Annotated in this window: 13 protein-coding genes; 9 read left to right on the forward strand and 4 right to left on the reverse strand. The window is 59.0% G+C overall.

Features of this window, described 5'->3' with window-relative positions; translation table 11 throughout:
• Positions 1 to 329: 329 nt before the first annotated feature.
• The 4 genes from ACD578_RS06195 to ACD578_RS06210 form a co-directional block, all read right to left on the reverse strand.
• A complete protein-coding gene (locus tag ACD578_RS06195) occupies positions 330 to 1139 on the reverse strand; it encodes an SDR family oxidoreductase (RefSeq protein WP_404291825.1) in 810 nt (269 codons plus the stop codon).
• Complete coding sequence (iolE, locus tag ACD578_RS06200; protein ID WP_404293718.1) at positions 1127 to 2050, reverse strand: myo-inosose-2 dehydratase; 924 nt, start codon at positions 2048 to 2050, stop codon at positions 1127 to 1129. The genes ACD578_RS06195 and iolE overlap by 13 nt, the downstream gene beginning before the upstream one ends.
• Before the next feature lie 46 nt (positions 2051 to 2096).
• Positions 2097 to 3938, reverse strand: a complete 1842-nt coding sequence (gene iolD, locus ACD578_RS06205) for a 3D-(3,5/4)-trihydroxycyclohexane-1,2-dione acylhydrolase (decyclizing) (protein ID WP_404291827.1) — start codon at positions 3936 to 3938, stop codon at positions 2097 to 2099.
• Between the two features lie 116 nt (positions 3939 to 4054).
• Complete coding sequence (locus ACD578_RS06210) at positions 4055 to 5002, reverse strand: MurR/RpiR family transcriptional regulator (RefSeq protein ID WP_404291829.1); 948 nt, start codon at positions 5000 to 5002, stop codon at positions 4055 to 4057.
• Positions 5003 to 5455: 453 nt separating this feature from the next.
• Between ACD578_RS06210 and ACD578_RS06215 the strand changes: the two genes are divergently transcribed.
• From ACD578_RS06215 to ACD578_RS06255, 9 genes are all read left to right on the forward strand, one after another.
• The gene (locus ACD578_RS06215; protein WP_404291831.1) at positions 5456 to 6892 is read left to right on the forward strand and encodes an NAD-dependent succinate-semialdehyde dehydrogenase; all 1437 of its coding nucleotides are present in this window, start codon (positions 5456 to 5458) and stop codon (positions 6890 to 6892) included.
• Between the two features lie 14 nt (positions 6893 to 6906).
• On the forward strand, positions 6907 to 7725 hold the full coding sequence (locus ACD578_RS06220; protein ID WP_404291833.1) for an HpcH/HpaI aldolase/citrate lyase family protein: 819 nt from the start codon (positions 6907 to 6909) through the stop codon (positions 7723 to 7725).
• Position 7726: 1 nt separating this feature from the next.
• Positions 7727 to 8716 (forward strand): hydroxyacid dehydrogenase, encoded by a 990-nt coding sequence (locus ACD578_RS06225; protein ID WP_404291835.1) that lies wholly within the window; start codon positions 7727 to 7729, stop codon positions 8714 to 8716.
• 46 nt (positions 8717 to 8762) lie between these two features.
• On the forward strand, positions 8763 to 9755 hold the full coding sequence (gene iolG / locus ACD578_RS06230; protein ID WP_404291837.1) for an inositol 2-dehydrogenase: 993 nt from the start codon (positions 8763 to 8765) through the stop codon (positions 9753 to 9755).
• A 385-nt stretch (positions 9756 to 10140) separates the two neighbouring features.
• Positions 10141 to 11640 (forward strand): sugar ABC transporter ATP-binding protein, encoded by a 1500-nt coding sequence (locus tag ACD578_RS06235; protein ID WP_404291839.1) that lies wholly within the window; start codon positions 10141 to 10143, stop codon positions 11638 to 11640.
• On the forward strand, positions 11633 to 12649 hold the full coding sequence (locus ACD578_RS06240; protein ID WP_404291841.1) for an ABC transporter permease: 1017 nt from the start codon (positions 11633 to 11635) through the stop codon (positions 12647 to 12649). The genes ACD578_RS06235 and ACD578_RS06240 overlap by 8 nt, the downstream gene beginning before the upstream one ends.
• On the forward strand, positions 12582 to 13646 hold the full coding sequence (locus ACD578_RS06245; RefSeq protein WP_404291843.1) for a substrate-binding domain-containing protein: 1065 nt from the start codon (positions 12582 to 12584) through the stop codon (positions 13644 to 13646). The genes ACD578_RS06240 and ACD578_RS06245 overlap by 68 nt, the downstream gene beginning before the upstream one ends.
• Positions 13647 to 14274: 628 nt before the next feature.
• Positions 14275 to 15015 carry an ATP-binding cassette domain-containing protein gene (locus ACD578_RS06250; RefSeq protein ID WP_404291845.1) on the forward strand — a complete coding sequence of 247 codons (741 nt, stop codon included), beginning with the start codon at positions 14275 to 14277 and terminating at the stop codon, positions 15013 to 15015.
• Positions 15015 to 16061, forward strand: coding sequence for an ABC transporter permease (locus tag ACD578_RS06255; protein ID WP_404291846.1), 1047 nt, complete (start codon positions 15015 to 15017; stop codon positions 16059 to 16061). Before ACD578_RS06250 ends, ACD578_RS06255 begins: the two co-directional genes overlap by 1 nt.
• The last annotated feature ends 21 nt before the right edge of the window (positions 16062 to 16082 follow it).

The raw sequence follows: 16082 nt of genomic DNA on the forward strand, positions 1-16082 counted from the left end.
GGCGGCACTGGACTGTCCATCTGGGTTCTCTGAGCCTTTGAGCACTCTTTCAGACGAATGGAAATGCGTAGCGATAGCTTCATCCGAGTTTGAAGATCCCGTCACCGGGATAGCAAAGCGCCTCAGCATCATTCCCGTCGGTTGTAGTTCCGAGACGTCACCCGTGACATTTCCTTAGCGCTTCGAGGAGCACCAAACGACACATGAGGTTCTTGCAAACGCGCTACCGACTCGTGGATTCAGTCCCACCGAACAGATACTCCAAGCAAAAAAAGGGCCCTGCCAGATGGGAGAATTCCGGCAGGGCAGGCGGGAGGACCACAGAGTTGTCAGAGAGGGGCGGCTGGTCTCGGGGCCGCATCATAGGCCCCCCAGATCGATTGATCGTAATTGATCACGGAACCGGTCATCAGGCCTGACTCGTCACTTGACAGAAACGCCACAGCACGAGCCACCTCCTTTGGGTCGATCAGTCGTCCAAAGGGCTGCTGCGCGGCTGCCTCGGCAAGCCAGTGTGGATTGGCGCCATGATACTGCTTCTGAGTGCGATCCTCGCCCTCGCTGGCCATCCAGCCAATGTTGAGGGCATTGACGCGGATGCGGTTCATGAGAAGGGCATAGGCTGTGTTCTCGGTGAGGGTCGCAAGTGCCCCTTTAGATGCGCAGTACGCCGCGATGAAGGGCTGCCCGGCCTTTGCCGACATCGAGCAGATATTCACGATCGTGCCCTCGACGTGATCCCGACGCATGAGTTTGATCGTGTCCTGCATCAGAAAGAAGGGAGCTCGGACGTTGACCGCAAACATGGTGTCGAAGAGATCCGGTGACGTATCGATGATCGTGCCGCGGTCCGTGATAGCCGCAGCATTGACAAGTGCGTCAATGCGTCCGAACTCGGCATCCGCTTTGGCGATGACCGCCCGGGAATCATCAACCCTGCTCAAATCAGCGGACACGAACACGACGCGGGCATCGGTTTCTTGCTGAATGGCGCGCGCCTTCGCTTCTCCCTTCTCACGCGACCGGCCGCAGATGACGATGCCCGATGCCCCGCGTTTCGCGAACAATTCAGCAATGGAGGCTCCAAGGCCTTGCGTTCCGCCGGTTACAACAGCGACCTTCCCCTTCATCTGTGCCATGCTGATACTCCGTCGATGCGGTAACCGGCTTTGGTAAGAGCCGCGGTCAGGGCGCGGTAGCCGATCCTGGCGTACTCAGCGGGCGGGGCTTTGGCAGGATCCTGCTCCGCCTCGACGACGAACCAGCCTTCATAACCCACATCGGCGAGGCGCTGGATTACGGCCGTGAAGTCGATCGTCCCATCACCTGGAACAGTAAAGGCCCCCTCAAGCACCGCGTCCAAGAAGGACTGACGGCTTCGGTCGAGGCTCTCGATGACAGGTCCGCGAACGTCTTTTGTGTGAACGTGGATGATCCGGCTTCCATGCTTCTCGACCACGCTTAGAACGTCGCCTCCGGCAAAGCGCATGTGTCCCGCGTCGAACAGCAAGCTCACGGCTTCACCGGTGTACTTCATCAGCAGATCAAGGTCCTGCTCGGTCTCGATCACAGTTGCCATGTGATGGTGGAAGCCAAGCGGGACTCCGGCGTCGGCGCAATGCTCGGCAAAGCGCGTCAAACGTCGTCCATAGACTTTGATCTCGTCTTCAGAGAGCCGGCGCCGGGTGGCCAATGGAGCATTGCGCTTGTTTTGAATGGTTCCGGCCGTCTCACCGTAGGCCAGGCACGTAGCGCCGAGGGTGCGGAACAGCTCAAGCTGCGGGGCTACTTTGTCTTTTTCCTCGGCAAGGTCATCGGATGCGTCGAGAACGGTTCCGGAATACCAACCGGATGCGAGCTCCAGGCCGAAGGTCTCAAGTTCAGGAGCCAACTCGGCGGCGGTCTTCGGGAATTTCCCCCCGGTCTCCACACCTGAGAAGCCAGCCTCCCGGCTCTCCCTCAAACAGGTCTGCAGGCTTGTGTCCCCACCTAGCTCCGGCAGGTCATCATTGGACCACGCAATGGGCGCAATTCCCAACTTCGCTCTCATCATTGTCTCCGGGAAGCTGCAGTCAAATTTTGGCCTCGATGCAGGGTCAGACACCGACACGCTGGCGTTTGCGACCGTCCAACTGTGCCTTGGATGCCTCGATTACTTCGTCTCGTCCGCTGACCTGCGGCACACCGACATCCCACCACGCGTCACCAGGGGTCCAGGTGAAGGCGTCTGAGACAATGGTGATGACGGTCGTCCTGTCGGTCGTTTTAGCCCAATCCAAAGCTTGGCCGAGATCCGCCAAACTCTCGACGTGTCGGGTCAACGCTCCCATCGCTTCCGCGTGCTTTGCGAAGTCGACCGAGAAGGGCTCCTTCACGCGACAATCTCGGATCAGGTTATTGAACGAGGCGCCGCCTTTGGCGTTCTGCAAGCGGTTGATGACCGCGTAGCCGCCATTGTCACACACGATGATAATCATCTTGTGACCAGCCAAGACTGACGAATAGATATCAGAGTTCATCATCATGTAGGTGCCGTCACCGATCATGACGATCGGCGTACGGGTTGGATCCGCCATGGCGGCGCCCCATCCGGCGGCTATCTCGTATCCCATACACGAGAAGCCAAACTCACAGTCGAAGGTATTGGGCTCCTTGACGCGCCAGTTCTTCATCACCTCGCCGGGAAGCCCACCCGCAGCGGCGATGAGGAGATCCCGCTCGCCTGCCTTGGAATTAACGATGCCGACAACCTGGGCGTAGGTCGGAATTGGATCATTTGTCGGACGCTGGAAGCCGTCGAGCATCGAGTTCCATTTTGCGAACTCGACGCGGCCCCGCTCTGACCAGGCCGTATCAGCCTTCCAGCCCTGCACGGCTTCCGCAAGTTCCTCGATCGTTTCCCGCGCATCCGCAACAACTGCAAGAGCACGGTGTTTGGTCGCATCATAACGGGCCGCGTTGATGGAGATAAATCGGGCGTCGGGCGAGAAGCAGGTCCAGGACCCCGTGGTAAAATCCATGAGCCGTGTTCCCACAGCAAGGATCACGTCAGCCTCCGCAGCCAAGGCGTTTGCCGACGTGGACCCGACAATGCCTATTGGCCCAACATGAGCCGGGTGGTCGTGCGTGACAGCGCCCTTGCCGGCAATCGTCTCCGCCAGTGGAATGCCATGCTTCTCCGCGAACCGTCCGAGAACGTCCTCGGCGCCGGAATAGCGCACACCGCCGCCGGAAATGATCAAGGGGCGCTTGGCTGACTTAAGTAGACGGACGGCCTCGATGAGCTTGTCGCGGTCCGCCCGCGGGCGTGGGATTGTGTGGATGGTCGGCTCAAAGAACGCAGTCGGATAATCCCAGGCAATCTCCTGCACGTCCTGCGGCAGCCCGATGAACGCCGGCCCGCAATCCGCTGGATCAAGCAGCGTCGCCACAGCTTGAGGTAAGGACGAGATGAGTTGCTCGGGATGAACAATCCGATCCCAATACCGCGTGACTGCCTTGAACGCATCATTGACGTTGATCGTCGGATCGCCGAAATGCTCAACCTGCTGCATGACGGGATCGGGGCGGCGGCTGACGAAAGTGTCGCCGGCGAGAAGCAGGACCGGGAGCCGGTTCGTATGAGCAACACCCGCGGCAGTCACCATGTTAAGGGCACCCGGACCGATTGAAGTGGCGGCCACCATGATCTGGCGTCGACGCTTCGCTTTGGCAAAGCCGATGGCGGCAAGTGCCATTGATTGCTCATTCTGTCCGCGCCACGTCGGCAAGATGTCCTGGACGCCTTCTAACGCCTCGGAAATGCAAGTCACGTTGCCATGCCCGAAGATTGCAAACACACCCGGAAACAATGAAACCTGTTCGCCATCGACGATAGTGAATTGGTTGCAGAGGTAACGAACCAAAGCCTGAGCCATGGTGCAGCAAATAGTCGACATGCGATCTCCTCCCGGTCACGACGCGCTGTCGCCGATAGCGCATCTGCCTTTCGTAAAGATTATTGCAGACTCCTATAATTCGCAAGATAAATTGCGAAAAAGAGTTCGTCCGATCGTCACAACTTCGCGGAGGCCTTGCTGCGACGCTTTGAATCGCCGGTTCTGTCTCGGGCGATCTCGGTCACCGTTGGGATCCGGGGGGTCACGTCGCGACCAGGCTGCAGAAGCGCTGCTGTGGCAACGGCAATGCACTGAACGAGGCACATGGGAGCCGCAAGCGATCGGGAGAAGGTGTACTCATCCTCGGGGACCGTGAATAAGACCCTGGCATCTTTTGCGAGAGGCGACAGTTGGCTGTCTGTGATCGCGATAATCGGTGCTGAGGTGCTGACTGCCACGTCGGCAATGGCAATAACCTCTTTTGCGTAATGCCGAAACGCGATGGCGACCAAAACATCGCGACTCGTCATTGTCGCGGCCATTTCCTGCGCCAAGCCGCCTGCCGGATCAAGAAGCACAACCCGTCGACCCAGCATCGTCAAAACGTAGCGAAGGAAAGATGCGATTGGCTCCGACCGGAGTTGACCAGCAATATAGATCGTTTCCGCCTTCACCAGCAGCCGAGCCGTGGCTTCCAGATCCTGTTCTGCAACCCCTTCGAGAAGGTCCTGGAGGGCTGCGATATCGCGGACAACCAGTTGCCGCAAATGCCCGAGGTTGCCGCGTTCTTCGTTGCGGGACAGTTCGCCTTCCAGCGCGCTCAGGCGCTCGCGAAATCCCGGAGCGGCGGTCGCAAGGCGTGTCTGGAACACTGCCTGAAGCTGCTTGAAGCCTGAATACCCGAAGTTCTGGGCAAAGCGAACGAGGCTCGAGGGGTGGGTCCCGCATTGGGCCGCAATGGAGTTGATCGACTCAAGTGCAATAATGTTCGGATTTTGGGTAAAGAACCGGGCGATCTGCTGGAACCCAGCCGACAGGTGCGGGTATTCACGTGTAATGAGATTGACAATCCCCTCATAGTTCTTCGGGGTCGGGCTCGTAGGCCGTTTGTCCTTCGCTGGCATTGCGGCTCCGCCTTTCTTCTTTGCGTAGTGGCCATCGGCTCTAGGCCTAGCCTGTTTGTCAGACTGCGTTGCGCCGCAGCTGCGGCGTCGCCGGGGTTATTGGCCATTCGCCAATATAGCTCTCCTCATAATGCGACGCTCAGTCGTCAACGAACTTTGCACCAGATACTTGACATAGAATATTCGTTGCGCAAGATATACATCAGCAATTAAAGTTGCAACAAGGCGCCGATGAACGCGCTCTGCATAAGGACGTAAGGGAGAGGACTTTGTTGAGCCGCCAGCAACCGGTTGCTCAGGCGCAGCACCCCCGCATCGTGATCTGTTGGCCCGCCCGCGAGCTCAGATAGACGATCTTGCAAGAATGTTGCGCGCTCAAGCCTGACTTCTCCCTTTCAGAATTTGCAACGAATGTTGCAGGAAACGTCACACCGAAGCAAGGGATCCTCTCCGATGTACGAGAATTTCGGCCTGTTCATTGACGGCGAGTGGCGCTCCCGAGGAGGGCAGGGGGATCTGGATGTCCTTGACCCTGCGACCGGCGAGATTTTAGGAGCAGTGCCGGCGGCAGCGGAAAGTGAAGTTGATGACGCTATCCTTGCTGCCGAGCAGGCTTTGAAGCGCTGGCGAGAAACCCCGGCTTGGACGCGGGCAGATCTTCTTCACGCCGCTGCAGACCGCATGCTGGGACGAACAGACGAAGCCGCCCGCCAGATTACCCTTGAAGCGGGAAAGCCACTGGCGCAGGCAAAGCGCGAATGGGCGCTCTCGGTTGATCAGTTCCGTTGGTATGCGGAAGAGGCGCGCCGCATCTACGGCCGGATCGTTGAAAGCCGTGCTCCAGGCGGACGCATCGAAGTCCTGCATGAGCCGGTCGGCGTTGTCGCGGCCTTCACAGCCTGGAACTTCCCGGCGGTGCTGATCGCCCGCAAGGTGGCGCCAGCCCTGGCGGCGGGATGTTCGGTGATCGTGCGACCATCCAGCGAGGTTCCCGGTGCCGCCATGATTATGGTGGACTGCCTCAGGCAGGCGGGTATCCCCAACGGCGTGGTGAATTTGGTCGTCGGCCCCACCTCAACAACCTACGCGCGGCTCGTAGCATCGCCAGTGGTTCGCAAGATTACGCTCACTGGATCTACCGCGGTTGGGCAGCAGATGGTCAGGGATGCTGCCGCGACAATGAAGCGGGTCAGCATGGAACTTGGCGGCAATGCGCCGATGATCGTGTTCGATGATGCCAACGTCGATGCCGTGCTCGATCTCGCCGTTCCTACGAAGTTCGCCAATGCCGGCCAGGTTTGTGTCGCGCCGGATCGCTTCTACGTGCACGAGTCGCTGCACGATGACTTCGTCTCTGGCTTCGCGAAACGGGCGGGTTCCCTCAAGCTCGGGCATGGCCTTGACGAGGCCACGCAGATGGGACCGCTGATCAACCAGCGCCGCATCGATGCCATCGAGGCTGTTATTGCGGACGCAGAGAAGCACGGCGGCCGCATCGAGGCCGGCGGCCAGCGCCCACAAGGCCAGAACAAGGGGTTTTTCTACGAGCCGACCGTGATTTCCGGCTTGCCTGATCATGCCATGGCGCTCGCCGAGGAGAATTTCGGGCCCATCGCAGCCATCACATCCTTCGCGGAAAGCGATGAGGTCTTCCAGCGCGCCAATGCTGGAGACTTTGGCTTGTCCGCATATGTTTTCACCCGGGACCCGACCCGCATCCGGGAGGCCGTATCTCGGATTGAATCCGGCATGGTCGGGGTGAATAGCTTCGCCCTCGCTGCGGCGGAAGCGCCGTTCGGCGGAATCAAGCTGAGCGGAATGGGTCGTGAAGGGGGCTCTGAGGGGATTTTCGACTTCCTCAACGTCAAGCTGTCCCAAGTCACGGTCTAGAGGCAAGAGCCACCATGTTACCGAACGCAATTCGTGAGAAGTGGAACGCCGGCAAGCCGGTCATTAACGGATGGCTGTCCATCGCCTGCCCATTTACGGCCGAGATCATGGCCGAGCAGGGCTACGACTCAATCACCATCGACCTTCAGCATGGTCTGGTGGGCTACGAGGTCGCGACCACCATGCTCCAGGCTATGCGCGCCAGCGCCGTAACGCCTCTCGTCCGGGTTCCCTGGTTAGACCCAGCCGCGATTATGAAATCCCTAGACGCTGGTGCCTACGGTGTGATTTGCCCGATGATCAATACCCGGGAGGAGGCGGAGCGCCTCGTCTCCTGCGTCCGCTATCCTCCCAACGGGGTCAGGAGCTTCGGGCCGACACGGGCGAACTTCTCGGCAGGATCGGACTACGGACAGCACGCGGACAGGGAGGTTCTCTGTTTCGCCATGATCGAAACCGCAGAGGCAGTTGCCAATCTCGAGGCCATCACTTCAACCCCTGGGCTTGACGGTGTGTACATCGGTCCTGCCGATTTGACCCTGGGGCTTACGGGCCGACGTTACCCGACGGGATTTGATCGGGAGGAACCTGAGGTCGTGGAAGTCATTCAGACGATCCTCCAAGAAGCGCACAGGGCTGGTATACGCGCATGTCTGCATAACGGAACGCCGGCATACGCCGCTAAAGCGATTGGCTGGGGCTTCGATCTCGTCACGATATCGAACGACGTGCGCCTGCTAGCAGGCGCAGCGCAAGCTAGCGTGGCGATGGCGCGGAAACTAATCGACGAACAGGTATCACCGCTTCCGGCCTCAGCCACAGAAGGATACTGAGATGCCCCATGTACTCGTCGCCGGCCGCATTCATGATGCCGGGCTCGCTCTCCTGCGCGCAACTCCAGGCCTGACATTCAACCTTGTCGAGGAGGTGTCGACGGAATCTTATGCACCGTTCGTGGAGCGCGCCGATGCAGTGCTCATCCGGACACAACCGATGCCTGCCTCCGTCATTAGCGCAGCGCCCCGATTGAAGATCGTCTCCCGACATGGCGTCGGCTATGACGCCGTCGACATAGCAGCGTTGAACGAGCGTGGGATCCCACTGGCTGTTGTCGGGGACGTCAACTCGCGATCAGTGGCTGAGCATACGATGATGCTCATTCTGTCCCTTGCAAAGCGAACACTTACGTACGACGCGAAAACCCGCCTCTCCGAATGGAACTACCGCAACAGCTTCGACGCCTCGGAATTGGCTGGGAAGACCCTCCTTCTGCTTGGGTTCGGGCGCATCGGGCGCTCGGTTGCAAAACTTGCCGAAGCCTTTGGCATGCAGATCATCGTCCACGACCCCTTTGTGGACGAGTCTACGATCAGAGGCGCGGGCGCCGTTCCTGCTCCCGAAATGGATGCCGCCCTCGCACAGGCCGATGTGATCTCGGTGCACATTCCGCTGTCGGAGGGGCGCGCCTTACTAGGAGCACAGGAACTTGCGAAGCTGAAGTCCACCGCCGTCGTGGTGAACACGGCTCGGGGCGGGCTCATCGACGAAGAAGCACTCGCCGCCGCGATTGAAGCGGGTCGTCTCGCGGGGGCCGGGCTTGACGTCTTCAGTGCCGAGCCGCCCCCACATAATCACCGGCTCTTCAAAAATGACCGTGTGATCCTCAGCCCTCACTCGGCGGGTCTGACACAGGAGAGCGCGATCCGCATGTCGGTGTCGGCTGTTCAGAACATTCTCGATTTCTTCGCGGGCAGCCTCGATTCGAGCCTTGTGGTGAACGCGGACAGCGTATCGCCGGCAGCTCGGGAGCTAATGAGAGCATAACGATCAATGTGGCCACTAGGTTACTATACAGACTGGAGCCTTACTGATGTTGCGCGTTGCAGTGCTCGGTGCCGGACGGATCGGCAAAATTCATGCGGCCAATGTTGCGGCCAACCCAAACGCCAAGCTGATTGCTGTGGCAGACCCTTTCGGGAACGCGGCAGCTTCACTGGCGGATCAGCTCTCGTGCGAGTCCTCACTGGAGCCTACTTCTCTCATCGAACGTGATGACGTCGACGCGGTCGTAATCGGCACGCCGACTGACACACACGTAAGCCTAATGCTGCACGCCGTCGCCTCAGGAAAGGCTGTGCTGTGTGAAAAGCCGATCGATCTTGACATTACCAAAGCCGATGCCGCGCTGCATGAGATCGAGCGCCTTAATGGCCGTGTCATGCTGGCTTTCAATCGGCGCTTCGATCCGAGCGCGCAGCAGCTTCGCCGGTCCATCGATGCAGGCTCTATTGGTGATGTCCGACAGGTGATCATCACAAGCCGTGATCCCGGATTGCCGTCGCGCGAGTATCTGAAGCATTCCGGAGGTATCTTCCGTGACATGGTCATCCATGATTTCGACATGGCGCGCTGGCTGCTGGGCGAAGATCCTGTCGAGTTGATGGCGACCGCAAGCCGCTTGGTGGACCCGACCCTGACGGACTTTGACGACTTTGACACCGTGATGGTGCAGATGCGGACGGCAACGGGGCGCCAATGTCATATCAACTGCTGCCGAGAGGCGGTATACGGGTACGACCAACGCTTCGAAATCCTTGGATCGGCAGGGATGCTGCAGAACGAGAACCTGCGGCAAACGACGGTCCGCCGCTGGACGCGAGATGAAACAGAGGCTGGCGATCCACTCCTGAACTTTTTCTTAGAACGCTATGCTGATGCGTACCGGAACGAACTGAACGCGTTCATTGCCGCGGTCGAGTCTGGCTCGCCTATGCCGGTCACGCCGTTTGATGGCCGCCAAGCCCTGCGGCTTGCGGATTGCGCCTTGGAATCCGCGCTGACTGGTCGTGCCGTGACCGTTTGAGAACAGGAGCGGGGACGCGCCGGCTCGGACTGGACCACCCTTGATACGAAGTGGTGCGGCAAAGAGTCGAGCCAGCGCGGACAAGGAGAGTTTCGCCGACGCCGCAATTGACATCTGCAAATTTTATTGCGTAAATAATATAAATGCAACAAATGTTGCTAACAAGACACCAAGGCGGATCATGAGCATCCACTCAGGGAGGACACGCCGATGAAGCAGGGCACCAATCCGTCCGCATGTACAGCCCATCCACTAGCCCTCTCTCTTGCCTGATCAACTGTTTAATGGCGAGGGCAACTACATGCCTCCAACGGCAATCCCGCATCGGAACGTGCGACCGATACCGGCGTCGGCGCTGCCCGCCGCACAGGCGGGGCGACACGACATGACGCTGCTCCGCACAAACGGCGTTCGTAAAAGCTTCGGGCCGGTCGAGGTCCTTAAGGAGGTCGATTTGTCCGTGTCACCCGGTGAGGTGACCGCGCTGGTTGGCGAAAACGGTGCCGGCAAATCGACGCTCATGAAGATTATTGCGGGCTACGAGCAGCCGTCGTCCGGGCACCTGCTCGTTGACGGAACGGACGTCTTCTTCCGGTCCAATGTCGATGCGGAGGCCGCCGGAATCGTCCTCGTACATCAGGAGTTCTGCCTCATCCCGCATCTGACTGTCGCCGAGAACATCTTTCTTGGCTACGAGCCGACCCGGGGCCACGCCCTCGACTATGCCACGATGGAAAAGCGCGCGTCCGCGTTGCTGGAGGAACTCGGTTCCAATATCCATCCGCGCACACTGCTGTCTAAACTCACTGTGTCGGACTGGCAGATGATCGAAATCGCCAAGGCTCTGTCCCGGCGTCCTCGCCTGTTGATCATGGATGAGCCGACCGCAGTTCTCGGCCATCACGAGGCGGACAGGTTGTTTGAGCGAGTGGATCGGTTCAGAAAGGACGGAGGGTCCGTCGTTTTCACGTCGCATAAGCTCGACGAAGTCAAGCAGCTTGCGGACCAGACAGCGATCCTCCGCGATGGCCGGATCGTCAGAGTCGCTCCGACAAGTTCGCTCACCGAGGACGAGATGGCCAGCCTGATGGTCGGGCGGCCCTTGTCGGACCTCTACCCGCCCAAGCACACGACCGCCGGACAAACAACGGTTCTGGCCGTGCGCGACCTCGACGTCCCTGGATTTGTCGAGGGTGCAAGCTTCGAATTGAAACTGGGTGAGATCCTCGGATTTTCAGGTCTGGTTGGATCAGGTCGCACGGAACTGTTCGAGGGGCTTTTCGGGCTCAGGCCGGCTCACTGCAAGTCGTTCTTTTTCAAGGGGAAGGAACGCCATCTTCCGGGACCTCGAGAGGCCTACCAGATGGGAATGGCCTACCTGACCGAGGACCGGAAAGGCCGTGGGCTACTGCTGGAAAAGCCGCTGGGCGAAAACCTTACTCTTCTCAAGGGAGCCCTGGCGGGAGACACGATCATCGACCTCAAAGCCGAGCGGGCGGCGTTGGCCGATGCAATCACGACGTATGAAATCAAGGCACCGAGGCCGTCAGCGCGCGTCGGCACGCTCAGCGGCGGCAACCAACAGAAGCTCCTGATCGCAAAGACGCTTCTCGCCGGGCCAGACGTGATCGTCTTCGATGAGCCGACCCGCGGCATCGACATCGGGACCAAGCAGCAGATCTACCGCCTGATACAAGCGCTTGCCGCAGCCGGAAAGGCCTGCGTGGTCATCTCATCCGAGATGCAGGAAGTCATCGGTCTGAGCCACCGCGTGATGATCATGCGTCAGGGCCGCATCGTCGGCGACGTTTCCGGTGACACAATGACCGAGGACGAAATCGTCCGGTATGCCGTGGGCCTAAAGGAGGCACCCATCCATGTCTGATACGATTGCAGTTCCAAACAAGCTGCCCGCAGCGCGAGGCCGGTACCGGATCGGCGATCACTTGACTGCGTTTGGGCCTCTGATTGCGCTCGTTGTTTTGTTGATCATCGGAGGGCTCATCAACGAGTCGTTTCTCAGTTCAGCCAATCTCAGCAACGTCCTCACCCGAAGCGCGCTCATCGGCATCATCGCAATTGGGACGACATTCGTGATCACCGCAGGCGGCCTCGATCTGTCCGTCGGCGCAATGTCTGCCCTCGTGGCGGGTCTCATGATCATGTTCATGAACTTTGCTGCGGCGACCCTTGGCACAGGTTGGGCAACCGTCTTAACCGGCATCGCGTTCGCGCTGGTCCTTGGGACGATGGCGGGCCTCGTCAATGGTCTTTTGATCACCCGGTGGCGCATTGAGGCCTTCATTGTCACCCTTGGGACAATGGGGATCTTCCGCTCACTGCTGACATATCTCTCGAATGGAGGCTCGATTTCACTAGAATCTGGCCTTCGCTCGACAGCAAGGCCGATCTACTACGGAACTTTGTTGGGAATCGCCTATCCGATCATCGCATTGGCGGTGCTGGCGGCCATCGGTGAGTTTGTGCTGTGGCGAACCCGCTTCGGTCGGCACTGTGCCGCAGTTGGCTCGAACGCTGATGTTGCCAGGTATTCAGCCATCAATGTGAACCGGGTCCGGATTGCAACATACATTCTCCAGGGCTTGTGCGTGGCTGTGGCGACTCTGATCTATGTGCCGCGCCTCGGGGCTGCCACGCCGTCCACGGGCGTCCTCTGGGAACTGGAGGCCATCGCGGCCGTGATTATTGGCGGCACTGTGTTGTCCGGGGGCTATGGAAGAATCTGGGGGACGATCGTCGGCGTCCTCATCCTCGGCCTGATCCAAAACGTCCTTAACCTCACGTCATGGTTCAGCCCGCATCTGAATGGCTCAATCCAAGGCGCGATCATCATTCTGGCCGTCCTCATGCAGAAGGGACGGGCGACTCGATAACCAAGCGTACCAGTTTGCAGCAAGGGAGGAAGGCATGTTGAAGAACCTACGTTCACTTTTAAGCATTGGCGCAATCACTCTCGCGGGTGTGTTGACCACATCGCCCTCAGCCATGGCGGAGAAGGCTAAGATCGGAGTCTCTATTCCGGCCGCAACGCATGGGTGGACTGGCGGCCTGAACTACCACACCAAACGCACAGTCGACGCTCTGAAGAAGGCCTATCCCGATCTCGAGTTCGTGATTACAACGGCTGACAGCGCGACGAAGCAGGTGAACGATATCGAAGATCTCGTTGCGGTTCAAAAGATCAACGCTCTCGTGGTTCTTCCCTTTGAGTCCGATCCGCTGACAGAGCCGGTCAAAGAGGCGAAGAAGCAGGGCGTCTTCGTGGCGACTGTCGACCGCGGCCTGTCGGAGGAGGGCATTGAGGACCTCTATGTCGGGGGCAACAATCCGGAATACGGTCGCATTGCAGCCGACTACTTCAAGAAGAAGTTGGACGGCAAAGGTAAGATCGTCGTCATGCGTGGAATTCCCACCGCCATCGACAACATTCGGATCGATGCCTTCAAGAAGGCCCTGGAAGGGACAAGCATCCAAGTTCTCGATATGCAGTATGCGAACTGGAATCCAGATAAGGGCTTTGAAGTCATGCAGGATTACCTGCAGCGGTTCCCCCAGATCGACGCAGTTTGGGCTGGCGACGACGACGCCGCACTCGGCGCAGTCGAAGCCATCAATCAAGCCGGGCGTGCGAAGGGTATGACTGTTCTCGGCGGATCTGGCATGAACAAGGTCATCAAGCGGATCATGGACGGTGACAGTCTGATTGACGCCGACATCTTCTATCCGCCGACTCTGATCATTCCGGCTATCGGGGCTGTCGCCATGAAGTTCGCAGTTGGTGCACCCGTCAGTGGTCGTTGGGTTTTGGGAAGCCCCCTGATCACAAAGGAGAACGCGAAGCAATATTACTTTCCGGAGTCTCCGTACTAGCGGTGATCTCGGCACCAGAACCAATGGATAGGGCAGGGCGGGGAGCAATCCTCGCCTTTTTCTTAGGAAAGGCCTTATCCGCACAATATTCCCGGGCCATACCTGGAAGCGGTGGGACAGAACGCACAGGGGCAGCCAACCAGTCTCTAGGCCTCCGCCTAATACGCCGCTCTCGCCCGGGTTCTACAAGCAGATTTCCAAAAAAAATGTCTCGCAAGTTTTGTTGCATGGTTTGACATGTCGCAAGGATACTTGTAGGCTCTGCTCAAATAGGCCAAGAAAAATGGCAGTAATGGGAGGAATGAATGGTGCAGACGACGCAGCAGATCCCTTACTCAGAGCGCTTGCCCGACTCGGCACGTGGCCTCCGAAACTTGGCTCTTCATTAGCCAAGCTGCCGTCGCGCCCATGCGGGCTATCGGTTGGTCCCTGCGGACTAAGAACGTGAGAGCCAGAGCATCGACGCGGACAGGTTGTGCTGTCGCCAGGTTTTCGATGCCCACCTTGATCCTTCGCCTCCACTTCAAGCTGGCGATTGCATCAACGGGAGAGAGCCCCGCGGGCCACCTGAACCAGTGTGCATGGCTGTGCCAAAGGCCCACCCTTCAAAGGATGAGGAGACCCAAAAATGCCGCTCTTGGAGCTTCACGGAATTGCTAAGCATTTCGGTGCGATCGAGGCCCTGAAAGGGATGGACCTTGCAATTGAGCCTGGTGAGGCCGTAGGTCTAATGGGGGACAATGGAGCCGGCAAGTCGACCCTCGTCCGGATCATTGCCGGCAACTTCCGCCCGTCAGAGGGTGAAATCCGGCTCAATGGCCAGGTGCAGCATTTTCACAAGCCGGTTGACGCTCGGGCCGCCGGGATCGAGGTTGTCTATCAAGACCTTGCCCTGTGCGACAATCTCACGGCAGCGGCGAACGTTTTTCTTGGCCGCGAGCTCAAGCGCCAGATCGGTCCGCTCAAGATCCTGAATTACCCTGCCATGTACGCCAAGGCAGCTGAGTTGTTCAAGGAACTCAAGTCGGAGACCCGGCCTCGTGATCTTGTGAAACAAATGTCTGGCGGTCAGCGCCAGGCGGTCGCAATTGCTCGAACCCGCCTCGCTGATGCCAAGATCGTTCTCATGGACGAGCCAACAGCTGCCATCAGTGTGCGGCAGGTCGCTGAGGTGCTGGATCTCATTCGCCGCCTCAAGGATCAGGGGATCGCCGTTGTGCTGATTAGCCACCGTATGCCGGATGTGTTCTCCGTCTGCGATCGCGTCGTTGTGATGCGACGCGGCCGAAAGGTCGCGGACAAAGCCATAGCGTCCAGTTCGCCCGAAGAAGTGACCGGCCTCATCACCGGCGCGATCCACGTTGCCTGATGATCGCACAGGAGCATTTCATGTCGACGACACCAATCCCCGCCACACAGAGCAGCGTCGCGATCGAAGATATTACAGGGCTCAAGGGGCGCAGCCTCCTGCAAAGGCTCTTCTCAACCCAGCCATTCTGGGTCACCATCGCCCTGATTGCCATGTGCGCCGTGATGACATGGTATCAACCAGACGCATTTGCCTCTGCGGATAACTTCTACAACATTACGCGCAACTTTGCCTTCGTCGGCATTATGGCCATTGGAATGACGGCTGTCATTCTCACCGGCGGCATAGACCTGTCGGTCGGTTCGATCATGGGTCTGGTCGGGGTTGTTTGCGGCCTTGTCCTTCAAGCTGAAGGCCACTGGGGAGTTGCTGCCTTAGCCGGATTGGCGGCAGGTGCTCTTGCGGGAGCCGTGAACGGTTTCCTCGTGGCCTATGTCGGTCTGCCAGCCTTCGTTGTGACCCTCGGAATGCTGTCCATCGCCCGCTCGCTGGCAATCGTCTTGTCTGAGAATCGAATGATCTACGAATTTGGTCCCTATGGCGAGACATTCAACGCGATTGGCGGCGGAGCTATCTTCGGCGTGGCGAACCCGGTGTGGGTCCTGCTGATCCTCGCCCTGGTTTTTGGCTTCGTTCTGAATTTCACCAGCTGGGGCAACTACCTGTACGCCATCGGCAGCAATGAAAATGCTGCTCGCCTCACGGGCGTCCCGACCCGCCGGATCAAGCTCCAGACGTACATCGTCTCGGGCCTGACTGCTGCTCTGGCATCTGTGCTCATCGTCGGTTGGCAAGGATCAGCCATCAATGCTTTGGGCCAAGGCTACGAGCTGCGCGTCATTGCCTCGACCGTCATCGGCGGCGCCGACCTGATGGGTGGTCAGGGCGGCGCTTACGGAGCGGTCATCGGCGCGGCCCTGATCGAAGTCATTCGAAATTCGCTTCTCATGGCTGGCGTTGACGCCAATTGGCAAGGCGCCTTCGTCGGCCTGTTCATCGTGTTAGCGGTTCTGCTGCAGCGGATCCGCGGCAAGCGTTCGGCTTGAGGGAAGCCGGACATCACAGGG

Source organism: Microvirga sp. RSM25 (genome assembly GCF_044784385.1).
Taxonomy (GTDB): domain Bacteria; phylum Pseudomonadota; class Alphaproteobacteria; order Rhizobiales; family Beijerinckiaceae; genus Microvirga; species Microvirga tunisiensis.